General features: G+C 31.7%; 23 protein-coding genes. 22 read left to right on the top strand and 1 reads right to left on the bottom strand.

Features of this window, described 5'->3' with window-relative positions:
* Positions 1-29: 29 nt before the first annotated feature.
* The 13 genes from NP781_RS04415 (at position 30) to NP781_RS04355 (ending at position 9,017) form a co-directional block, all read left to right on the top strand.
* Positions 30-566, top strand: coding sequence for a hypothetical protein (locus tag NP781_RS04415; protein WP_257521493.1), 537 nt, complete (start codon positions 30-32; stop codon positions 564-566).
* A 40-nt stretch (positions 567-606) separates the two neighbouring features.
* Positions 607-1,620 carry a hypothetical protein gene (locus NP781_RS04410; RefSeq protein ID WP_257521492.1) on the top strand — a complete coding sequence of 338 codons (1,014 nt, stop codon included), beginning with the start codon at positions 607-609 and terminating at the stop codon, positions 1,618-1,620.
* A 77-nt stretch (positions 1,621-1,697) separates the two neighbouring features.
* Positions 1,698-2,162, top strand: a complete 465-nt coding sequence (locus NP781_RS04405; protein WP_257521491.1) for a hypothetical protein — start codon at positions 1,698-1,700, stop codon at positions 2,160-2,162.
* Positions 2,163-2,174: 12 nt separating this feature from the next.
* Positions 2,175-2,573: a hypothetical protein gene (locus tag NP781_RS04400; protein WP_257521490.1), complete on the top strand. Its 399-nt coding sequence runs from the start codon at positions 2,175-2,177 to the stop codon at positions 2,571-2,573.
* On the top strand, positions 2,570-2,824 hold the full coding sequence (locus tag NP781_RS04395; protein WP_257521489.1) for a hypothetical protein: 255 nt from the start codon (positions 2,570-2,572) through the stop codon (positions 2,822-2,824). Before NP781_RS04400 ends, NP781_RS04395 begins: the two co-directional genes overlap by 4 nt.
* Positions 2,811-3,467, top strand: a complete 657-nt coding sequence (locus NP781_RS04390) for a hypothetical protein (protein ID WP_257521488.1) — start codon at positions 2,811-2,813, stop codon at positions 3,465-3,467. Before NP781_RS04395 ends, NP781_RS04390 begins: the two co-directional genes overlap by 14 nt.
* Positions 3,467-3,988: a hypothetical protein gene (locus tag NP781_RS04385; protein ID WP_257521487.1), complete on the top strand. Its 522-nt coding sequence runs from the start codon at positions 3,467-3,469 to the stop codon at positions 3,986-3,988. The genes NP781_RS04390 and NP781_RS04385 overlap by 1 nt, the downstream gene beginning before the upstream one ends.
* Before the next feature lie 12 nt (positions 3,989-4,000).
* The gene (locus NP781_RS04380; RefSeq protein ID WP_257521486.1) at positions 4,001-4,759 is read left to right on the top strand and encodes a hypothetical protein; all 759 of its coding nucleotides are present in this window, start codon (positions 4,001-4,003) and stop codon (positions 4,757-4,759) included.
* A 32-nt stretch (positions 4,760-4,791) separates the two neighbouring features.
* Positions 4,792-5,757, top strand: a complete 966-nt coding sequence (locus NP781_RS04375; RefSeq protein WP_257521485.1) for a hypothetical protein — start codon at positions 4,792-4,794, stop codon at positions 5,755-5,757.
* Positions 5,758-5,834: 77 nt separating this feature from the next.
* Complete coding sequence (locus NP781_RS04370; RefSeq protein ID WP_257521484.1) at positions 5,835-6,320, top strand: basic helix-loop-helix domain-containing protein; 486 nt, start codon at positions 5,835-5,837, stop codon at positions 6,318-6,320.
* A 2-nt stretch (positions 6,321-6,322) separates the two neighbouring features.
* A complete protein-coding gene (locus NP781_RS04365; protein WP_257521483.1) occupies positions 6,323-6,820 on the top strand; it encodes a hypothetical protein in 498 nt (165 codons plus the stop codon).
* Positions 6,821-6,894: 74 nt separating this feature from the next.
* Positions 6,895-7,896 (top strand): tyrosine-type recombinase/integrase, encoded by a 1,002-nt coding sequence (locus NP781_RS04360; protein ID WP_257522495.1) that lies wholly within the window; start codon positions 6,895-6,897, stop codon positions 7,894-7,896.
* A 197-nt stretch (positions 7,897-8,093) separates the two neighbouring features.
* Positions 8,094-9,017, top strand: a complete 924-nt coding sequence (locus tag NP781_RS04355) for a phage antirepressor KilAC domain-containing protein (RefSeq protein WP_257521482.1) — start codon at positions 8,094-8,096, stop codon at positions 9,015-9,017.
* Positions 9,018-9,079: 62 nt separating this feature from the next.
* On the opposite strand, the gene NP781_RS04350 is transcribed toward NP781_RS04355, so the two are convergent.
* Positions 9,080-9,520 (bottom strand): hypothetical protein, encoded by a 441-nt coding sequence (locus tag NP781_RS04350; RefSeq protein ID WP_257521481.1) that lies wholly within the window; start codon positions 9,518-9,520, stop codon positions 9,080-9,082.
* Between the two features lie 154 nt (positions 9,521-9,674).
* Here NP781_RS04350 and NP781_RS04345 point away from each other — a divergent pair, with 154 nt between their 5' ends.
* The 9 genes from NP781_RS04345 (at position 9,675) to NP781_RS04305 (ending at position 21,950) form a co-directional block, all read left to right on the top strand.
* Positions 9,675-9,884, top strand: a complete 210-nt coding sequence (locus NP781_RS04345; protein ID WP_257521480.1) for a helix-turn-helix domain-containing protein — start codon at positions 9,675-9,677, stop codon at positions 9,882-9,884.
* A gap of 228 nt (positions 9,885-10,112) precedes the next feature.
* Positions 10,113-10,340, top strand: coding sequence for a helix-turn-helix domain-containing protein (locus NP781_RS04340; RefSeq protein ID WP_257521479.1), 228 nt, complete (start codon positions 10,113-10,115; stop codon positions 10,338-10,340).
* Positions 10,341-10,476: 136 nt separating this feature from the next.
* Positions 10,477-11,166, top strand: a complete 690-nt coding sequence (locus tag NP781_RS04335) for a hypothetical protein (protein WP_257521478.1) — start codon at positions 10,477-10,479, stop codon at positions 11,164-11,166.
* A 70-nt stretch (positions 11,167-11,236) separates the two neighbouring features.
* The gene (locus NP781_RS04330) at positions 11,237-11,764 is read left to right on the top strand and encodes a hypothetical protein (protein ID WP_257521477.1); all 528 of its coding nucleotides are present in this window, start codon (positions 11,237-11,239) and stop codon (positions 11,762-11,764) included.
* 190 nt (positions 11,765-11,954) lie between these two features.
* Entirely contained in the window at positions 11,955-13,403 is a 1,449-nt protein-coding gene (locus NP781_RS04325; protein WP_257521476.1) for a zinc-ribbon domain-containing protein, read from the top strand.
* A gap of 165 nt (positions 13,404-13,568) precedes the next feature.
* Positions 13,569-13,772 (top strand): hypothetical protein, encoded by a 204-nt coding sequence (locus tag NP781_RS04320; protein ID WP_257521475.1) that lies wholly within the window; start codon positions 13,569-13,571, stop codon positions 13,770-13,772.
* 7 nt (positions 13,773-13,779) lie between these two features.
* Positions 13,780-14,139: a type II toxin-antitoxin system PemK/MazF family toxin gene (locus NP781_RS04315; RefSeq protein ID WP_257521474.1), complete on the top strand. Its 360-nt coding sequence runs from the start codon at positions 13,780-13,782 to the stop codon at positions 14,137-14,139.
* A 160-nt stretch (positions 14,140-14,299) separates the two neighbouring features.
* Positions 14,300-20,137, top strand: coding sequence for a phage tail tape measure protein (locus NP781_RS04310; protein ID WP_257521473.1), 5,838 nt, complete (start codon positions 14,300-14,302; stop codon positions 20,135-20,137).
* A 1,045-nt stretch (positions 20,138-21,182) separates the two neighbouring features.
* Positions 21,183-21,950: a phage tail domain-containing protein gene (locus tag NP781_RS04305; RefSeq protein ID WP_257521472.1), complete on the top strand. Its 768-nt coding sequence runs from the start codon at positions 21,183-21,185 to the stop codon at positions 21,948-21,950.
* Positions 21,951-21,996: the final 46 nt, after the last annotated feature.

Genomic DNA, 21,996 nt, shown 5'->3' with positions numbered 1-21,996 from the left:
AAATACATAATAATTGGAGGAATTCAAAAATGGCAAGTGATATTTTAAAAGCATTAACACAAGTAGGTACACATTCTGTAGGTAATTTGAACAGCCTAAAAATTAAAACAATAGCACATGGGGCTATTGTCGAAGGAGCAGATATTGATAATTTTACATTGGGAGAATTAGGTTTTAATGCAGAAGGAGAACGTACAGTAAAACAACTATCAGCAAATGACAAAAAAGCTGTATTAGTAGCTTCTCCTGAAACACGTTATCTTGGTGAGGAAATCACAAAATTCTACAACGCAGTTGGAGAACGTGTTCGATGTGTAATTTTAGAGGAAGGTTATACTCGTTTTGAAACTTCTGCATTTACTAAAAATTCAGGTGTTAGCGAAATTAAAAATGGACAGGTTGCTCACTTTGATGTAATTTCTAAAAAGTTCATTGTTTCTGATGCAGCTTCAGCACATGCTGATTATACTTCTGCTTCAGCTCAATTCTTAGTTGTGAATAATGAAGAAGACATGCAATATACATTAGGAAAACCAATGATTCGTCTTGAAGTAATTAAGTCTTAATATTAAAAATACATAACGTACATTAAAGGAGATTAAAATAATGGCATTAGACAATACAAAATTAAAAGGTTTATTTAATCGTGTAATTAACAATAAAATGGAAGAAACGGATTCAACTGATATTAAAGCGTATATCACAAAAGTATTTGGTGACGGTGGCGCTAACCCAGACCCAACGATGTTACACCAATTCAATCAATTAGTTGTTGAGACAGCAGATCAAATTGCAAAACCAATGGTATCCGATTTACTATCGCTATTTGCAAATACTCAAACTCGACAACGTGGCGATTTAGTTGAGTTACGAATTCCACAAAAAAATAAAGCAAAAGTAGTTTGGTCTGCAACTGGTTCAGGAGTAGACTTAGTGCGTGTAGAAGGTCGCAAATCAATTATTGCCGTACCTGCTCACTTTTCTACTGGTTTTTATTATGAACCCCTTGATTTAGTGAAAGAGTCTGAAGAATATTTCCGCAAATTAGTAAATGAAGTAGCTAATGCAAAAGTAAAATTATTCCTTGATAAAATTAATGAAATAACTTCTTCTGCTATCACTTCTGGTAAAATTCCAGCAGCGAATGTTGTTACTGGTACTAATTTAACTTTAGCACAGTATAATAAGGCTGCTTCTGTACTCCAACGTTACGGAGGTCGTCCAGTATTTGTTGCAGATTCATTGCTTATTGACCATTTTGCATTCCAACAAGCTTCTGACACAACTGTTAAAGAATTACTTACTGAAGGTGTTAAAGAGGAATTACTTACTTCTCTTAACCCTACTACTATTCAACGTACAACTGCTGTAAACCTTGTGAATCCATTTACTGACGAGACTAACTCTAAAGTTGAATTACCAGTAAACAAAGGTTATATGTTTGCAGGTAGTGTTACGCAAAAACCGTTCTCTATTGTAGAATACGGTGGTCTACGTCAAATGACTGAACAGGATATTGAAGATGAACGAATTAAAGTTAAAATCACTCAAGATGCAGCAATTAACCTTGTATTCGGTGAAGCAATTGCAGTAATTGAAGATGATAGTATTACTTTATAAAAAATACATAAACCTATAAGGTGACTGCTAAATGTAGTCACCTTTTATTTAAAGGATTATAGGAGGAAAATATAAAAATGAATGAGACTGTTAAATTAGCACGTTATCGCAATACTTCTTATTTCGTAAAATACACTGGAAACGGACAAGAAAGACAATATACTTGGAGTGGAAGTAAGAAGGGTCGCCCAGATATTATAACAGTTCCTCGTGAAGTAGTGGATTGGTTAACTATGAATACTTCATGCTTTGATAAAGGACAATTAGTGATTCTTGAAGATGAAGTGGTTGTAAAAGAAATAAAAGATACTATTACTGAAGTAGATGCGTATGAAAATAACACTCATACAAAGGATGAGATTGAAAAACTATTGGGCGGTAACATCAACAAACTTAAAGCTGAATTAAAGAAAATCACGGTTGATTCTGAAAAACAATTTGTAATTGACACAGCTTCTGATATGAAAGATGACTTGACGAAAGGTAAATTAGACGCTCTAGCTGAATGGATGGGAGTTAGTGCAGATATTCTATTCGATTAAGGGGTGGTGTAAATGAATACCACTTTCGATGATGTATGGAGTTGTTTCTTGAATAACTGTAAAGTATCCGATATAGATTTGCCTAATACTAATGAAAAAATTCACGAAACGATTAAAAATGCAACTATGTATTTTAACAATAGAATGCGAACATCAATTCAATGTGATACAAGTATTGAAACTTTTAGTGAAGAATTATCAGAAGATTTCCTTTTAATTCTAGCTAATTTTATCAGGTTAGCATTTTTAATTAATCAACGTACATATTTTGAATCATTATGGCAACCATTTGCTTCGGATGTTGGATTAAGAAATTTCGGCACTCAACTGAACTCTTTAAAAGCATCTGTTCAAGAGCAAGAAAAGAAAATTGATAATTTGATTATTAATACAATGGAGGACTTTCTATGACTGATATTAAAGTAAAATCCTCTCATATTAATAGTGATTTTGAAGATGAAAATGTTTATTCTTATTGTTCTAAATTGGGTAAAAGAAACAATGCGATTCTCTACTTACTTGAAACATATCTAAATACAAAGCTACTTAGTGACAGCGAATTAGCTGAAATTAGAGGTATCATTTTGACAGTTAGTGCTGACATAGTAAGGTTACCTTCCCTACTGTATGTTGAGAGTGGTGATAAAAATGAAAGATTATAGTAATTATCATAATATCAATACTGGAGATAAAATTACTCATGATGCATTACTGTTACTTAATAAAACACTAGATAGTTACGCATCGTATGAAGTTGTAGTTAATTATGATAAATCTACAAAGATTTTAATGAATCAGAAGTGGGATGCAGATGGTGAGGCAGTTAAAATAATTGGACATATTGCAGATATCGAAAGAGGAAACTTAATTGAGCATAATGGTGAATATTGGTTAGTAGTAACTAAACCAGAGGATAATAGGATCTATCGAAAAGCTGAAGCAAGGTTATGTAGTGCAGAATTTCCTGTAAAGTATGCTGATCAAAAAGTAGAAATCAGTAAGGATGATTTAGGTAGACCTGTTTATAAAATTATTGAAGGTGAAGTTAAGATGCTTCCATGTGTTCCTAAGATGAATGATGCTTCCACTTCTATTGCTGATACAAATAATCCAATAAATCTTTTAGACAATCAAGTAATGATTACTATCCCCTACACTGAAGCCCCGTCGATCAAGTACAATGAGAAATTTAAACTGTTCAATGATACATACCGAATTATCCGTATCGATCCTTCTAAATCAATCAATAAAGTTGGCGTTCTTAGAATTACTGGAGAACGAGTTGAAAGTGTTGGTGATAGTTAATGGGTTTAAGAGGAAGTCTTAAGAAATTATTTATCACATTGTCCTCTAATGAAAATTTACTACGCTTGCTTCATTACATACCTGAGAATGCACTAGACAACCCACTAGATACAAAGAAGCCTAATATCAATTCACTGCCTGACAAGTATGACATTGTTGAAAAGGTATTAATGCCTTCTGACAAAAAATATGATTTAGATTTAAAGTCTGAGTTATGCAGGATTTGTTTCTATACAGGAACTAGGAAACCTCAAGAAAGCTACAACCCTGCTGCACGTAGACAACAAGATAATGTTTACGTTGCAGACCAAGTATATAATTTTGATGTTTATGTACATGTAGATATCGACATTAAAGATTTCAGAATGGCTTGGATTTGTGATACGTTGAACGAAATTCTAGACAAGAAGAATGTAACAGATATAGGTGAGTTTAGATTGGCATTTTCATCCCCTATTAACAATACTCCTGATGGTTTCATTGGCTATAAAATGGCATATGTTACAAACTCAGTTCAGTGAGGTGAGTTTTTTGTGAATATTGATTTAGATAACGTATGGGGAGATCCTAAGTTTATAAATGGAGTTCCTATATATCCAGTCCTTATGAAAGACATACTTAATCTCTATGAAGCAAGCACTTGTCTTTTGATACCTAAAAATTCTATGAGTGACCCCAAGATAATTAAAATGTCATACCTGTCATTTTTAATTGAACAAGGACGTTATAAAGAAAATGAACATTTACTAGATAAACTAGATAACCTTCTTAAACTAGTAACTAGAGCAGACTTCATTGATTATGATATTGACGAAAAGAAAAAGCTGATAATTTTAGTAGATGGCAAGGATTTAATCAGGGACAGGGATTTTGAAATACTTCGAGAAATTATAAGTGCTCAAAATTTAATTGAAACTAAAGATGACTCATTAGGTAGTGATTTTGATAAAGCAAAAGCAAATGCCAAAGCTTATTTGTCAAAACGTAATGGACGTATGGCTGATTTAGAACAACAAATCATTGCGTATAGATGTGTTCAAAAGTTACCTTATGACGAAATAAAAAATATGACAATCTATCAATTCAGAAAAGAGTTGGAAAGAATTGATTTAATCAAATCAGCAGATGTTTTACAAAATGCACAGTATTCTGGGATGGTTTCATTCAAAGATGGTACTGCAATTCCTCATTGGCTTGATTATATTAAAGACAAAAATCCTGATGATGGTGTAGTATTGACTGGCGAACAACTGAAACAGATAAATAAGAAAAATGGTTTAGTAAACAAATAAAAATACATAAAAAAGAAAGAGGTTATTTTATTATGGAAGAACTTTATGCTGTATCAACCGCAGATGCTTTATTACTCGACCCATCTAATGATACGTTGGTTATTAAAGCAACAGCACTATTAAACTCAAGTATGGAACAAACGATGCAACAAACAGAGCTTAATGCAGGTCGAGGTTCAAAATTAAAATTCATTTATAACTATCAAAAGGTCTTAGCTTTTCAAATTGAAGCTGCCGATTTCTCCCCTGTTTATTTAGCTTTACAAACTGGTTCAGAAATTAAGAATAAAATGAGTAAATACTTTACCGAAGAGACTGTTAAATTTGACTCAACTGGTAAAGGCACTTTATCACAAACACCTATTGGTAACGTGTATGTAGAATCCCCTGCAAACCATGTCACTAAAACACCTACTGGATCAGTAATTACAGACATTGCTTATGCAGATAAAGAGTTAAAAGTTGTGTATCAGTACAATGCACAAGTTGACGAGCTTACAATCGGTGCAAATGATTTCCCTAAAGCATATAAGCTTGTTTTAACTTCAGACATCTTTAATGCGGATGGAGACAAAGCTTATGAGCAACAAATTGAAGTACCTCGTTACAAACTAGATGGAGCTTTAAATGTAAATTTAGCTCATGACAGCGTAGCTCAATTTGCATTGAATGGTAAAGCATTAACAGACGATGATATGTACGCAACAGTTAAATGGATACCTGTAAATGGTACGGTTATTAAATTAGCTTCATTGGCTACCGATGTTGCAGAAGTTACTCTAGGAGTTGGAGAAAAACAGAAAGTAATCACATATGGGGTTCGAGGTGCAGGATATGGTAACGTATTAATGAATAATACCAAACTTACTTTCACTTCTGATGATGAAGCCGTTGCAACTTTTGTAAATGGTGAAATTACTGGTATTGGTGCAGGAGAAACTAATGTAAAAGTTTCCGATGGTACTTATACGGATGTAATTGAAGTTGTGGTATCTTAATCTAATAAATACATATTAATGAGTAGGGTTAACCCCCTACTCTATTTTATTATACTGGAGAAAAGGAGTATTTCAATATGGGACAACTAAAGTTATCTGATATTCAAAAACAAGTAGCAGAGTTAGATAATAAAAAGAAGTTTTATCTAGATAAAGAAAATGACCATTTCATTTACTATTATCCCAAGTTCGCTGAAGATAAGATTAATGAAATTTTTGAAGAATTAATTTCAACTGGTGAGTATTGCAAAGAAAACAAATTAGATAAATTAAGCACTTATGATAAAGCAATGGAATATCTTCAGTTCCTAATCATTAAACACTTTACTTCTCTTAAAGATGAACTAGAAAATGAGACATTTGATACTCACTACAAAACAATGAAAGCTTTAGAAAAGAAAGGTCTTCATCGTGTGTTCTTAGACCATATGTTTGATTCTGCTGAAGTTATCAAAGTTTTAGAACGGAAAAATGGAGTAGAAAAATTAGGTGAATTAGTGATGATTGAACTTGAAAAAGATGAGAGAAATAAGAATAGACAATTACATGTTTTAGGTAAGTAAAAATGCAATTTAAAGATTTAGATCATTTACAAAGATATTTAGAGCGTAATTCAAATCAAGTTTTTAAAGATAAAAATATTGAAAAAGTGTTAGCTTCTACAATGTCTCAAGCTGTATACGATGTTGTTTATAGAAGATATGTACCTGTCGAATACAAGCGTAGACGTAATGACGGTGGGTTATCTGACGTTCGTAACATGAAGATTACAAAAGTTGAAGTGAAGAACGGAAAAATTGTTGTGTTATTCGAAAACTTAACACTAGGACAAGGACACTTCTCCCCTATTTATGAACAAAGTCATGATTCAATGTATGGACAATTTATTACAGATGTAATTAATGATGGAGAAACTGATGGTAGCAGTTGGTACAGACATGGTAAATGGAGTGAGGCTAGACCGTTTATTCAAGAAACCATAGCTAGAATCGAAGCTAATCCTTACTATTTAATAAATGCAATCAAGAATGCTTATAAAAAATTAGGATTTGAAGTTAAATGACTTCGAGTCTTTTTTCATTCTTTTGAAAGGAGAATGATGAATTGATTGAAAAAGAACTAGAAATTAATAAAAACATGCTACGTGAAAGAGCAAAGAAGCTTCCAGAAGTAACTGATAAAATGTGGGAGCAAGTGAACAAAGAATATAGAAATCTGATTGACGAGTATATTTCTTCTCAATCACATTCCCCTCAAACTAAAAAACAATATAGATCAATGCTACGTCAATTTGGATGGTTTATTTATGAGTCACTTAACAATAAACCTATTTATAAAATTAAAAAGCGTGATATAATTCGATATTTGTCTTACCTACGAGATGATAGAAAAATGTCTCCTTCGGCTATTGGTACTCGAAAAGCAGTTATTTCAAGTTTATGTAATTATATTGAAAATGTCGTTATGGATGATTTTGATGAAGATGAGATCAACCCATATAAAAACTTCAGAAACTTTACTCGTGGATTACCTGCTATTCCTAAAAGCTCTGTATACGAAAAGGTTAAAGTAACAAAAGACGAGTATCTTGAGATGATGAAGGTCTTAGAAGATGATGAGAATTATTTAGGTATGGCTTGGTTAGCTGTAGCATTTAATGTTGGAGCTAGGCGTAATGAGATTATACAGTTTAAATCTGAAATTGTAGAATACAAAGTTGATGAAGAAGCTACATATATTATGAGTCATAACGTTCGGTTAAAAGGTCGTGGAGAAGACGGTAAAATTGAACCTTATATGATTAATTTTGAAGCATTAAAATACATAAAGTTATGGCTTGAAAAGCGTGGATACGAGCATGAATATATTTTTACTAAAAAATATGGTAATGAAATTAAAGTTGTCGAAGAAGGTTGGGCAAATTACTTCTGTTCAAGCGTACTTTCACACATACTTGAGAGACGTATAAACCCACATTTATTCAAAGCAAGTGCTGTTACCTACTTATTAGAACAAGGAGTGCCTTTAGAATTAGTAAGTAAATTTATTGCTCACCATGAAAATGTGGCTACCACAATCGCTCATTATGACCTTAGAGATCATGCAGAAGAAAAGAATAATATCTTCGGTAATATGTAATAAATAATTGAAATACTCCCCTACTTTAATTTAGGGGATTACTTGAGTTATTTAATCAAATAAGAATTTTATTTAAATTAATACATAAAATAAACTTGAAAAAAATTTCTCCTCATGTTAGTATTTAGACATAGAGATAAATCAGTAATTGATTTTATTCTTTATAATAATAAATACATAAAATAAGGAGAGGTTAAATGAAAAGTGTTGAATTGTTTCAAAGTGGCATCGTAAAAAGTAAAGACAGAGAATTTACACGTTTAGTTGGTGGATTCGGTAATGATAGTCCGATTATTACAACTAAGCAAATTGCTGAATTAATGGGATATGAGAACAGTATAGTTAATAGAACGATAAAGAGAAACTTTGATTCATTTGAAGAGAATGTTGATATTTTAGACTTAAAATCCGCTATGCCTGAGTGGCAGAACGAAATTGGGTATACAAAGAACGCATATAATGCTAGTAAGAACGTTTATATCTTATCAAAATCAGGATTTCTACTCTACCTAAAGTTTGCTGAAGGCGATAAGGCTGTTGAGATTTATAAAGACTTCTTAGAAGATTACTTCCAGACTAAAGCTGAAAATGAACATATGAAATCAGGCATTCAAGAACAAATTGAAAAGTGGAAAGAAAAGAAGGCTTTCGCATTCGGTATGAGCATCATGTCTCAATCAGATGATGATAAGGTTAAATATTTAAATGAAGTAGAAGAAGCTAACGCTCAAATTTTAGAATTGGAGAAGATTGTTTCTAAAGAAGAAGTAGTTAAAAGTTTACAGTCTAAAATTCATATGAGTGAACTGATTGAAAATACTGATGGTCATTTTGATATTGGAAACTTTGCTAAAATAATCGGAGTTGAAGGATTAGGTAGAAATAATTTATTCAAATGGCTACGTGAACAAAAGATTCTACAAAGTAATAATATCCCCTATCAAAAGTATATGGATTACTTTAAAGTCATTCCAGTTGTAAATCAGTTTGGAAAAACAAATGATAAACCTCTACTTAAATCAAAAGGTGTAGACTTCTTAGTCAAAAGATTAATTAAGGATGATAAAATTGTAACCAAGTCTGTTAGTCAAATACTTAATGAATTACCTCAAGCAAATTAATATAAATACATAATAAGAGGTGAGAATAACCACTCACCTCCCCTATTATTAATCAATATAACTTAAAGAAAATCACCTACTTCTACACTTACAATTTTAGTTACAGTCATACAGGAGTCAAAGAAATAACAGTCATCCTTGAAGATAAATGTATCAATTGTAAGGTTAGCTGGAGTTACGAGTGAGTCAATATCGTCGACTAGATCATCTGATACATTTTCAATCAATACACATAATTCAAATTCTACCTCACCTTCTGATAATACATTGAATGTAAAGTAATCGGTAAATCTGTATGTACAATCTGAGATGTTGGGTATAGACATGTTGAAATTTTCAATACTGTAGTCTAGACTGTTTACTTCTTGATAGTTGTAAGGTTGATGAATAATCTCGAATGATATTAATTTACCATTTTCGTAGATCGGTTGTCCTAACACTTCAACTTGTGATGGGATGTCCCCTTTTGCAATAAGCTTGATTGATGTGATTAGTGTATTCATGACCATTCTCCCCTTCTTTGTATATTATAGTGGTGTTTTTGCACATCGAAGTGTGCTTTATGAGTTAAATAATATACACTACAATGTGCATTGTCAACCTTAAATTGTAAAAATGCACTCCTCAGTGTAAAATAAGCTATAGAGGTGAATCATAATGATAAAAGTACACTTATCACGATTATTAGGTGAACGTAAAATGAAAGTTTCAGAACTTGCCGAAAAAACTGGACTACATCGTAATGGATTATCCAGACTTTACAACGAAGAAACTGATGGCATTAAATTTCAAACACTAGAATTAATTTGCAAAGCATTGGATTGTCAAATAACTGATTTGATTGAAATAGTAGAAGATCAAGACTAATATTATTTCAACATTTGTCATTAAAGGAATATTTTAGTAATTAAGAACTATTTTTATATCCTAAAAATTGAATACAAACACCCTCTTTTTACATTGAACAAAATAATTTCGTATCAAAAATATAACATAATTACAGAAATACGTAAATATGTAATAAATTGAAATCTATTCCTCTTGTGCATATAATGATTTTTAGTAGATTTTTATATACATTAGAGGTGTAGAATATTGATAAAATTGACAATTGATAAGGCAGCTAGTTCCAAGGGAATTAGTTCTCAAAAAGAGTTGAGGGAATTGATTATAGAAAAAACTGGAGTGGAATTAAGAGCAGCTACAATTTCAGATTTATACAGAAACAATAAAAATCAAATTAACAGAGAACACCTTTTTGTTGTAATGGAAGCATTAGAAATTACAGATTTTAACGAAGTCCTTACAATCAAGAGGAGATAATTTCTAAAATCTTTCATTAATTACATAATCATGTTATCATATAGTAAATATGTATTTGGAGGAATGGTGGCGAAATCTTTAGATTTCCTTAACATTCTAAACCATTTACCTCGTATAGATGAGGAGTGTTTACTGTATGAGCAATAACAAAACATTAAACTGGCTTGTACCTTTTGTAGTTCTTATCTTGGGCGTACTGTTATTGGTTTTGGCATTTAATTTTATTGATCAATCTGTAGAAATTGGAACCACCTTAGGAATAATAGGATTAATTGTATCTGCTGTAGCGATAGGTTTATTCTTTAGATTTAACGAAAATAATCCACAGTCAGTAAAGAAACTTAAAGATGAGATAAAATTTAAATACCAACTAGATGATATTTTAGTTTCAAATGACTTAAGTGGAGTCGTTGGGTTTTCAAAAGAAAGAAATACTTTGTACTTGATGACTAGAGCAGATATATCAACAGGAATAGAAATTTTAAATAATCACTATATGATTAATGCTTTTCCATTAGAAAGTGTTAACAATGTTAATATTATTGAAAATGATATCGTCATAGTAAACTCAACTAATAAAGCTTCAATAGACAAATCTGTTAGTGGCGGATTCGGTAATGAAGGAATCCAGAACAAAAAAGTAATATTTAAAGTTCGATTCCTAGCCTTAACGAAGGATGTTCTACATCCTTCTTCGGATGTCTTTTTATATAACAGCAACATTGGTCTTAAGCGTAATTCTAATGAACATTTGGAGTTATACAAATCAATAAATGAGTTTTTTGATAAGATGAAGATAGTTTTAAATAAACAAACGTCTTATTAAACACTTCCCACTTCGAAAGTGGGTTTAATTTTAAATAATATTATAATAAATACATAAAGGAGAATTGTATATGTCTAACAAAATAAATACAGTAGATACTTCATTTTTTACTCAAAGAGCTAAGAACGTTAATCGAAAAGAGGTTTATCATTTTGATGAAGAAAAAGGACATAGTATCACTTACTTCCCTGTATTCTCTAAATCTAAGAAAGATAAGCTAATCATAGAATTAATTGAAACTATTCAATATTGCAAAGACAATAATATTGACTATCTTAAAGATGATGCGGATATGGAACAATATCTTGGGTATCTAATCATTAAGCACTTCACTTCCCTATACGATACTTTATCCAAATGGTCTGTAGAAGATAATATTGCATACTTGAAAGGGTTATATGATAGCGGAGATTTTGAGTTGTTCTTTGATGAGATTTTTACTTTCGAAGAAGTAACGAAAGTTTTTGATCAACTAAGAAAAACAAACGAAATCGCAAATGTCTATAAGAAAGAATTAGATAAGCAAAAACAATTAATTGAGTCCAATGTAAAGAATGATAAGTTAAAAGAAAAAGCCTTAAATCAATTATCTAATTAAATGTGATATAGAATTAAAATAAATATAAATAAATACATAATAACTAGGTTGACATATAATTAATTTATGTTAAAATTTAACTATAGGGATAGAAAAGGAAGTAGCTAGCCTTCTCGACAAGTAGGATATCCCAAACCTACTTCCCTATTTAATTAATTTGGGATATTACTTTTTGGGAGATAATTAAAATATGTGTAAAACTACATATGTAAATATTCAAACAGGTGAAGTTTTGGATATGGAGAAAGTGTCAACCTTGAAAGATAACGCAATATTGAAAATAAGAGCTGAATTGTTTGTAGAATGGGATTTTGAAAAAAATAACGAGTTAGGTTTGAATATTTATAATGCAACTAAAGGTAGTCAAAAAAAGGTATGGTGGATTTGTCCCAAATGTGAGAGTAGTTATGATGCCAATTTTAATAATAGATTTAACAATAGTAAATGTCCTTATTGTACTGGTAAAAAGGCTAATCATACAAATTCCTTAGTTTCATTACGACCTGATTTAGCGAAACAGTGGCATCCTACTAAAAACGGTGAATTAACACCGTATGATGTTACTCATAGAAGTAATAAAAAAGTTTGGTGGATGGGTAAATGTGGACATGAGTGGGATACGATAGTTAGACATAGATCAAAAGGTACTAATTGCCCATATTGTTCTAATGTTTTAACATTAAAAGGATTCAATGATATGTGGACTACTAATCCAGAGTTAGCTTCCCTACTTGCTGACCCAGAAGATGGATATAAATATATGCAGAATAGTCATAAAAAACTAGATTGGAAATGTCCTAATTGTAAAGAAATAGTGAAAAATAAAGCTATCAGAAGCGTAAATAATCAAAGATTGTCTTGTTTAAAATGTGTAGATGGTAAAAGCTATCCAGAAAAAATATTAACAAATATATTAAATGAATTAGACATTGAATATGAAAATGAGAAAACATTCAATTGGAGTAAAGGTAAAAGGTTTGATTTTCTATTGTCGATAAACTCCTCTAGTATAATAATAGAAATTCATGGCGCACAACATTCAGTTGATAGAGGGTTCGAACGAACTGGCGGAAGAACTATTGAAGAAGAACAAGCGAATGACAAATTTAAAGAAGATCTGGCGAAAGAGAATGGAATTGAGCATTACATTGTTATTGATGCTAGATATAGTGATTTTGAATATATTAAGAATAATATTTTAAATAGCGAATTAAGCAAACTTATTAATCTTAATGAAATTAACTGGACTAAAATTAATAACCTATCTGAGTCTAGTAATGTTAAAATTGTTTGTGATATATGGAATGATGGGTTTAAGAATATAAAATTAATATGTGAAAAATCAAACTTAAATAGAAACACAGTATCAAGATATCTAAAAAGAGGTAGCGTGTTAGGTTGGTGTGACTATAAAATTATAAATGGAGCAGAGTATACAAAACGAAAAGTAATAAGAATATCTTTAGATGGAAATGTAGTAGTAAAATATAACAGTATAACAGATGCAAAAATAAAAAATAATTTTAAACACCATTCGGGCATAAGCAGAGTTTGTCGAGGAATAACAAAAAGTTATAAAAATTATCGCTGGATGTATCTCGAAGATTACGAAAAGCAGTATGGAAAAATAGATGAATAGTTTTCATATACATCTCCCCTACTCTAACTATTAACTCTTGTCGATAAAAAAGTTTACTTTCTTGATAATATGGCAATATATGCTATAATTCTATCTAATAAACTCTATCAAACTCTAATATACTAGATAGTATTAGATAGTTATCTATTATTAGGGAGTGATGAGATGAAAGAAAGGGATGATAAAGATATGTTAGGAGTTCTAAACGGTAACAGATATGAAGCAAAAAAGAAGAATACTCCACAATACAAACTTGATAGTAAACGTATTAAAGAACTTGTAGCAAGTAAAGATATTGTAAAAGTTAAGAATGGAGTAATTCAAATCGATCCTTCTCATCCTGATTATGATTTTTGGATGGAGGATTAATTGATTTATGAAAGCAAGAGAAATATATCGACTTAACCATCGTTACCAAGAAGGACATGGTGATAAAGTTCGCCCTGTCCTTGTCTTTATTTTAACTTCAACACCAAAAGAATTTATTGCATTAAAAATAACTAAAACACCAAGACCTCAAAATAGAGTTGAAATAGAACATTGGGAAAAAGCAAATTTAGACTATGTTTCCTATGTCCAATGTGATGTATTTACTGTGTTTTCTTTAGAAGGAGAAGCTGAATTAATAGGAACTCTAGAACAAAGTGACTATGATAAAGTTGTCTTGAAGTTTAATGAATTCTATCCTATTTTAATGATGCAAAAAGAGTATGAAGAAAGTTTAAAACGTCCATAGAAATTACATACATATCTCTATCCCCCTTCTGTGAATCAATGGAAGGGTTTTATTATTCTTATAGAATAATAAATACATAAAAAAATAAAAAGAAGAAGTTGAGTGATTATTTCGCTTACCTTCTTCTTTTTATTTTTTATAAATTATAAGGAGGATGCGAATGGCTACTAAAAATCCTATAGAATTATTGATTGCTTTGGGTGTTAATAACAGTACATCTCAACAAAATGTCAATCAATACATACAATCATTAAAGAAATATTACGACAGAAATCCACTACTCGTATCTCTTGGTATTAATAAAGGTAATTTAGAAAAAGAGTTAAATGAAGTCGCTAAATTAATAAGCAAAAAACAAAATGAGTTAAATGTTAATATTGGATCAAGTAATGCTTCTAAAGGCATGAAAGACTTAGAGGGTCAAATTGATAAAGTCATATTAAAATTAACAGAACTAGATAGAAAATTGAAATCCGTTGGATCTGGCTCAAGTAGTTCTAGCAATTTAAACAGTTTATCAACTACTTCCATAGGAAACTCTATATCTCAATTACAAGCATTTAATACTACTTCAAGTCAATCAGCAAATAATTTAAATAATTTACAACGAGCTGTAGGAAATGCTTCACAAGGATTATCTAATATTGGTAATAACGCTAACCAAGCAGCTAGATCAACAAATGAATTAGGCAATGCGTTCCAACAGGCTTTCACGAAGTTTCCGATTTGGTTAATCGCATCTTCGTCTGTATTCTTACCAATACAGGCTATAAGTGATATGACTGAACGAGTGGTGGAACTAGACACGGCTATGACAAATTTAAGGCGTGTCATGGACATACCTGAGTATAAATTTAATGAAATACTAGAGAAGTCTATAGAGAATACTGAGCGATTATCAGGGAAAGTAGAAGACTATCTTAGATTAGTTGGTGAATTCGGAAGAACTGGAAGAAACGACAAGGAATCACTTGATTTAGCTAATGTTTCAACTATCTTACAAAATATATCTGAATTAACAGCAGATGAAGCTGTAAATAGTTTAACTGCTGCTATGATTTCATTTGGAATTGCTGCTGAAGACAGTATAACTATTGCAAATAAATTAAATGAAGTAGACAATAACTATTCCATTACTACACGTGATTTGAGTTTATCCATGAATAAAGCAGCTAGTACTGCGCGAACATTTGGCGTAAGTCTTGATGAATTATTAGGATATACCACTGCTATTGGTGCTGCTACAAGAGAATCTGGTAACATTGTCGGTAATAGTTTAAAAACCATTTTCTCACGAATAACAACTAATAGTTCAGCAATTGGTGCGTTAAATGATATAGGTATTTCAATTGAAGATATGGAAGGAAAAGTTAAACCTGTCTCCAGTATAATACAAGAAATTGCTGGAAAGTGGAATCAATTATCTGATGCTGAGAGACAAAATACTGCTGTTAAAGTCGCAGGGACATATCAGTTATCGAGATTTAACGCTCTTATGCTTAATTATCAAATGGCACAATCAGCGACAGCTACCTCTATGGACTCATTTAACTCTGCTATGCGGGAACAGGAAGAGTATGGAAAGAGTTTGCAGGCTAGATTAAACCAACTCGACGCGGCCTGGTGGTCTTTTTCTAGCGCTGTTGGAGAAACCGTCCTTTATGACTCAATTATTGTGATAACTTCTGCCTTAGAAACAATGACAGATTCAGGTAATGGAGTTGTCTCAACTATTGGATTATTACCACCTGTAATTACAGTAGCTACAGTTGCTGTATATGCATTTAGTGGTAGTTTCAGAGCATTAGTTGCTTCTACATATGCTTCCACATCTGCAACTGTTGCTGCTACAGGTGCTACAGGTGTATTTTCTGGAGCTTTGGTTGGTCTCAGAACAGTAGCTGGATTAGCTACTGTAGCGCTAAAAGGTTTAGCTATTGCTACAGGTATAGGTATGGTGTTTGCAGTAGCAGGTGTTGCTATTGAGAAGTTGACAAATATAATATCAGAGAACATTCAAAAACAAGAAGAACTGGATTTGTATTTAGAAAAGAATACAACTGCACTATCGAGTAACAAAGAAGAAGTAGAAAAACTAATCACTCAATATAATTCTTTATCTGATGCTAAGGCAAACGACAGTTCTTGGGATTCAACTAAAGAAGAAGAATATTTAAAAGTACAACAAAAACTTGGTGAAATATTCCCTGCTTTAATCGCTAGTGTGGACTCTACTGGACAAACGCACTTAAAGAATAAAGATGCTATTGAACAAGAAATAAAAGCTACAGAAAAATTAATTGATGCTCAAAATAAAGTAACAGCAAACACAGCAATTGAAGAATTTGAAAAACTCAATGATGAAATTAATGGTTCATGGTATGATTCATTATCTAATTTCATTTATGGTAGTTTAGAATCTAGAATAAAACAACAAAAACAAATAATTGAATCAATGCAAAAAAATGGCGTTGATACATCTGTTCAAGAACTTGAGTTATTACAACTAGAACAACTATATCAACAAGCTAGTGAAAAAATTAAAGCAAAAATATTTGAAGTCGCAGATGCTCAATCTTCCTTAGAAATTGATTCCAATGTTTCTGAGTCCTTACAAAATTTTGTATCTTCATTAGATTTTTCTGGTTTTGATAATGCTCAATTAAAGGGTTTTGCAGATGAATTTGGTAGAATTCAAGAAAATATACAAAAAGCAATTAATACTAATGACGCAGATTTGTATGCAGATAGCATTAAGAGTTTAAATGATTTAGCTTCGACTAGTAGGGGTTTCGATAGGGATCTAAATTCATTCACATTGAGTTATGAAGAATTTACGAACGCAATTGAAAAAGGACAAATTAAAATTGTTGATGGCGAAGTTGTAATCGAAGATATGTCTAATTCAATGGGCAGTGCTGCAAATTCAGCTTCAGATTTAGCTTCAAAAATGAAGGATTTCAAAGACGTCACCGAATCTTTAGCAGGAGTATCTCAATCTGGCGTCGATGCTTTAGATGAATTAATTTTCCAGTATGATATGCTAACCAATCAATTAGCAGGATATACAGATCAACAATTACAAGACATATATACTAAAGAAAATTTAACTTCTAAAGAACGTGAAGTTAAAAAAGTTCTAGATGACCGTGTTGCAGTAATGAAGGAAATGTCTAGTCTTTATCCTGACTTATTTGGTAAGGATGGAAAAGCAATTGCTTTAACCTCAGAAAAAATTAACGCCATTAAAGCTGAAAATAAAGCAAATGAAACCTTACTTAAAGCTTATAAACTTGCTCGTGATGGAAAGCTAACTGCTGAACAACAAGCAACATTAGCTTCTGCAAGTGGTACTAAGGCACGTATAGAGAATTTGAAAACTGAGATTCGTATGCTTGATAAATATACAAAAGCCAACAATATAGCAGCTAAAGTAGCAGGTGCAATATCATTAGTAGCTGGCGTTGCCATGACTGCTCAACAAATTGCTGCTGAACAAGCATTATCAGGTTATAGAGCTGAGTTAGATGGTTTAATCGGAAGCCTAAATACAGACATTGGTAAAATTGATTCCTTCACTGATGCTATTGAAAATTCAGGCAAAGCTACTAAAGATAGTACCAACGCCCAAAAAGATAAAAACTCTACAACTAAAGATTCAATATACATAACTGATAAATATAAACAATCACTCGAAGCATTAACTCTAGAAATTGAGAAACAGCAAAAGTTACAAGCTAAGTATCCTGAGCATTCTAAAGAGTATCGTAAGCATCTTGAAGCACAAATTAAACTTGAAAAAGATAAATTAGCTTTACAAGAGAAGCAAGCTAAAGCGTTACAGTCCCAAATTGCATCAGGTAAAATTCAGCAAACTGGTTCGATATCAACTAACTCCTCCTCCACTTCTAATCAAAATTTAAGTGGTTGGAATGGTACTATTTCAAGTGGTTATGGTAATCGAACATTAAACGGTAAAAATGAATTCCATCGTGGCATTGATATTGCAATGGCTAAAGGTACTCGTTTAGATGCAAACATTGGCGGTAAAGTTGTAGCTAGTGGTGATGCTAAGAAAAATGGTATGAGTAGTACATATGGTAATGTAGTAGTTATTCAAGACACTAATGGTATGAAACATATCTACGCTCATTTAGATAAAGCTATAGCTAAACTTGGTGACACTATTACAGCAGGTATGCAGATTGGTACAATTGGCTCAACTGGTACTTCTACAGGTAATCATCTACATTACGAAATAAATAAAAACGGTAATCCTATCGATCCATCTAATTATTTAAATGATGCTAGAAATGGAAAAGTATCAGCCTCCTACTCATCTTCAAGTAGTCAACAAGCTGTTGTTTGGAATTACTTTAAAAATAAAGGATTAAACGATAAAGCAATTGCTGGAATCATGGGTAATATCCAACAAGAATCAGGCTTTAATTCTAGTGCTGTAAATAAATCTAGCGGTGCTTCAGGTATCTTCCAATGGTTAGGTGGACGCAAGAACGGATTACAAGACTACGCTAAATCGGTAGGTAAATCTTGGTCTGATTTACAGGTTCAATTGGATTATGCGTGGAAAGAGTTGCAGGGTTCAGAAAAGAAATCTTTAGCTTCCTTACAGCGAAATGACTTATCGGCTTCCCAACATGCATCTGAATTTGATAGACTATTTGAACGTTCTGGTGGTTCAGCAGTTGGAAAACGTCAAGATTATGCTAACCAATACTTCAATCAATTTCAAGGTACTAATGGTGGTTCAGGAATTGGTATTGATACTTCTCAGCAAGCTATCGATCAAGCTAAATCAGATTTTTACGGAGTACAAAATGATGCACTAAATACTAGAGAAATAATTGAAGATTTAAATGAAAAATTAGTCAAATCAAATATTGCTTATTATAATCATTTATCGGAAGGCGTAGATCGTTCGATTAAGAAATCGAACATTCTTGCTGACCAACAACTTGAACATTCCCAAGCTTACCGTGATGAGTTAGAAAAAGAAACTAAACACTTAGAATACAAGCAATCTTTATTACATAAAGAAGCAAACTTCATTCGTGAGCAACTTAAACGTACTGACCTCTCCCCTGCTTTCAAAGACGAATTAACAACTCAATTGAGTGAGTTATCTCTTTCTTGGTGGGATGTCGAAGAAAGCATCAAAAGTGTAAACGAGCAAATTGAAAATAGTAAAATAGCTGAATTTGATAAGAAAATTGAAAGTATGAATGATTCGATTTCTAAATCAAACAAGTTAATGGAGTTATACGCAAAAGGTTCAAAAGAATATAATGCAGAACAGAAAAATATTGTCACTACATTATACGAAAAGCAAAAAGCATACGAATCTGAAGCCGAAGCATTACGTAAATCTATTCAACTGGATAAATTATCAATTAGAGAAATTGAACGTAAAAAGAATCGTCTTAAAGAATTATCTTCAACTTGGTTAGAACTTCAGTCTGAAATTGTAAAAATTAATTCTGATATTGCTGATGAGTTAATTAACACAATGAAAGATGCATATGGTCAACAACGTGATTATGAATTAGCATTAAAAGACAAGCAAATTGAAGACTTAGAGGAATTACGCGATGCTAAATTAAATGCTCTTGACGAAGAAAGTAAAGCTTATGAAGAGTCAATCAAAGAGCAAATGGATTCTCTAGATAAAGCTCATAAAGACAAGTTGGATAAATTAGAAGAAGAGTCCAAAGCTTTTGAAGATGCTATTAATCGTCAACTTGAATTAATGAGAAAGCAACGTGATGAAGAAGACTTTAATAAGGATATTGGCAAACTTCAAAAGAAGAAGCTAATATTGTTGCTAAAATTAATGAATTATCAATGGATGATTCTAGAGAGGCTAAACTACAGCGTAAAAAACTTGAAGAAGAATTGGTTAATATTCGTGAACAGATTGCTGATAAACAAAACGATAGACAGTATGAGCTACGTGAGCAAAATCTTCAAGATGAACTAGACGCTTATAAATCACAACAAGATGCTAAGAAAGAAACTGAAGACAATAATTATAATACGTCTAAAGAAGCATTAGACAATCAGTTGGAGTTATATAAAAAGGAATTAGAAGCTAAGAAAAAGTTAGAAGAAGAAAAGTTTAAAGCAACTAAAGCACAATTAGAAAGAGAACGTAAAGACATTGTTAATCATTATGATCAATTAATCAACAATGAACAAGAATATGCTAATTTACGTGCTCAAATTATTAACGGAAACGTTGATGGAATGAGTGAAAAACTTTCAACTTTCTTAACTGACTTTAAGGGTATGAATAAGGATTTAATCAATGAATTAGGCATAAGTTGGCAAGAGTTAGAGAATAAAATTTACAGAATTACTCAAATGCAAGGTAATTTAGGTAATGTATCTGCTCCTAATCAAAACTTAGACTTAAATACTGGTTCAATTATTGATTCAAATTCAAGCTCTAATAATTCATCGTCTAATACTGTTAGAGATAACGCATGGCAACAATACTTAGCTAATAAAAAAGCATGGGAATCAGCGTCAGCAGCAGAAAAAGCACGTTTGAATAAAGAGAATGAGAAATTACGTAATCAATATGGTTTCCAAGATGGATCATACAATTCATTAAAGAATCTCAAAAAGTATCACGTTGGAGGAATTGTTGGTGGTAAAGGTAATAAATTAACTGAACTAGCTAACAGATTAGCTAACAATAAACCTAATGAACAAACTGTGATTGCTCTTAAACGTGAGTTATTTATTCCAGAGAATAATGTACCAAATATGTTTGCTAATATTCGTTCGGCAATGCCTGATTTCAAAGTAAATAACCCTCAAGGCGGTATGATTAAAATTGATAATTTACTTTCTATAGATAGCGTTTCTCAGAATGCTAATTTAGATATAGTTAGATTGACTAATCAAGTTATGGATACATTAATTGATAAAATGAGACCTTACGGATTCAATATACGATAAACAATTTGAGGTGGAGCTTAGTCTCCCCTCTTTTTATATTTAGGAGGTGGAATTATAAATTGAGTTCAATTCATTTTTACTATAATGGTAGGCATTCGTCAGAGATGGGCGTATGTATGGTAAACCTTGAAGGTGGAATGTCCAAATCAAATTACTTATCAAATAAGAAAATTGTATCTGAAGTAGTTGCAGGTAATCCTACGCCTTATGTATATGGTTCTGAATATGAGCCATTAGAATATAAGCTAACTTTAGCCTGTGTTGATGGTGAAAGATGGACTGATACAAAACGTAGAGAAATTGCTAGATGGTTAGATACAAATAATTTCGAAGAGTTTTATACAGATGATGAACCAGATAGATACTACTATCTTCAATATCAAGGATTAGTTGAACTAACCCATAATGATGCATGGGATGGTTATGTGGAAGTTTCGATGATAAATGACTCCCCTTTCATCTATTCTCCTATTCAAGAAAAACGATACGAGTTAACAACCATTACAACTCCTACAATTATCGAATTTAATAATATTGGTGATGATGTACTCTACCCTGAAATGTGGATTTATTTAATGAATGACGGTGATTTCCAGATTAGAAACTTAAGTAATGGTGGTAAGGATTTTAAATTTAAGAATCTAGTGAATGCTGAAACTATTTATGTAGATAATAAGAATCATTACATTGAATCTGATATTACACTCACCTACCGTTATGATAATTTTAATCACAATTACCTTGAATTAGTGAGAGGTATAAATAGATTAGAAGTAACAGGAGCATGTAGCTTAGCGTTTAGGTATCAACTAATTTTGAAAGGATAAGGAGGAAATTACACTGTTAGGAACAATTGATAGATATAAAAAGCCT

Source organism: Lysinibacillus sp. FN11 (assembly GCF_024628845.1).
GTDB classification, from domain to species: domain Bacteria; phylum Bacillota; class Bacilli; order Bacillales_A; family Planococcaceae; genus Lysinibacillus; species Lysinibacillus capsici.
This window is presented reverse-complemented; position numbering and strand designations above follow the sequence as displayed.

What these genes read in the sequence shown, in the direction of transcription:
- NP781_RS04415 (WP_257521493.1), top strand. Translation starts at nt 30, where the DNA reads ATGGCAAGTGATATTTTAAAAGCATTAACACAAGTAGGTACACATTCT.
- NP781_RS04410 (WP_257521492.1), top strand. Translation starts at nt 607, where the DNA reads ATGGCATTAGACAATACAAAATTAAAAGGTTTATTTAATCGTGTAATT.
- NP781_RS04405 (WP_257521491.1), top strand. Translation starts at nt 1,698, where the DNA reads ATGAATGAGACTGTTAAATTAGCACGTTATCGCAATACTTCTTATTTC.
- NP781_RS04400 (WP_257521490.1), top strand. Translation starts at nt 2,175, where the DNA reads ATGAATACCACTTTCGATGATGTATGGAGTTGTTTCTTGAATAACTGT.
- NP781_RS04395 (WP_257521489.1), top strand. Translation starts at nt 2,570, where the DNA reads ATGACTGATATTAAAGTAAAATCCTCTCATATTAATAGTGATTTTGAA.
- NP781_RS04390 (WP_257521488.1), top strand. Translation starts at nt 2,811, where the DNA reads ATGAAAGATTATAGTAATTATCATAATATCAATACTGGAGATAAAATT.
- NP781_RS04385 (WP_257521487.1), top strand. Translation starts at nt 3,467, where the DNA reads ATGGGTTTAAGAGGAAGTCTTAAGAAATTATTTATCACATTGTCCTCT.
- NP781_RS04375 (WP_257521485.1), top strand. Translation starts at nt 4,792, where the DNA reads ATGGAAGAACTTTATGCTGTATCAACCGCAGATGCTTTATTACTCGAC.
- NP781_RS04370 (WP_257521484.1), top strand. Translation starts at nt 5,835, where the DNA reads ATGGGACAACTAAAGTTATCTGATATTCAAAAACAAGTAGCAGAGTTA.
- NP781_RS04365 (WP_257521483.1), top strand. Translation starts at nt 6,323, where the DNA reads ATGCAATTTAAAGATTTAGATCATTTACAAAGATATTTAGAGCGTAAT.
- NP781_RS04360 (WP_257522495.1), top strand. Translation starts at nt 6,895, where the DNA reads ATGCTACGTGAAAGAGCAAAGAAGCTTCCAGAAGTAACTGATAAAATG.
- NP781_RS04355 (WP_257521482.1), top strand. Translation starts at nt 8,094, where the DNA reads ATGAAAAGTGTTGAATTGTTTCAAAGTGGCATCGTAAAAAGTAAAGAC.
- NP781_RS04350 (WP_257521481.1), bottom strand. Translation starts at nt 9,520, where the DNA reads ATGAATACACTAATCACATCAATCAAGCTTATTGCAAAAGGGGACATC.
- NP781_RS04345 (WP_257521480.1), top strand. Translation starts at nt 9,675, where the DNA reads ATGATAAAAGTACACTTATCACGATTATTAGGTGAACGTAAAATGAAA.
- NP781_RS04335 (WP_257521478.1), top strand. Translation starts at nt 10,477, where the DNA reads ATGAGCAATAACAAAACATTAAACTGGCTTGTACCTTTTGTAGTTCTT.
- NP781_RS04330 (WP_257521477.1), top strand. Translation starts at nt 11,237, where the DNA reads ATGTCTAACAAAATAAATACAGTAGATACTTCATTTTTTACTCAAAGA.
- NP781_RS04325 (WP_257521476.1), top strand. Translation starts at nt 11,955, where the DNA reads ATGTGTAAAACTACATATGTAAATATTCAAACAGGTGAAGTTTTGGAT.
- NP781_RS04320 (WP_257521475.1), top strand. Translation starts at nt 13,569, where the DNA reads ATGAAAGAAAGGGATGATAAAGATATGTTAGGAGTTCTAAACGGTAAC.
- NP781_RS04315 (WP_257521474.1), top strand. Translation starts at nt 13,780, where the DNA reads ATGAAAGCAAGAGAAATATATCGACTTAACCATCGTTACCAAGAAGGA.
- NP781_RS04310 (WP_257521473.1), top strand. Translation starts at nt 14,300, where the DNA reads ATGGCTACTAAAAATCCTATAGAATTATTGATTGCTTTGGGTGTTAAT.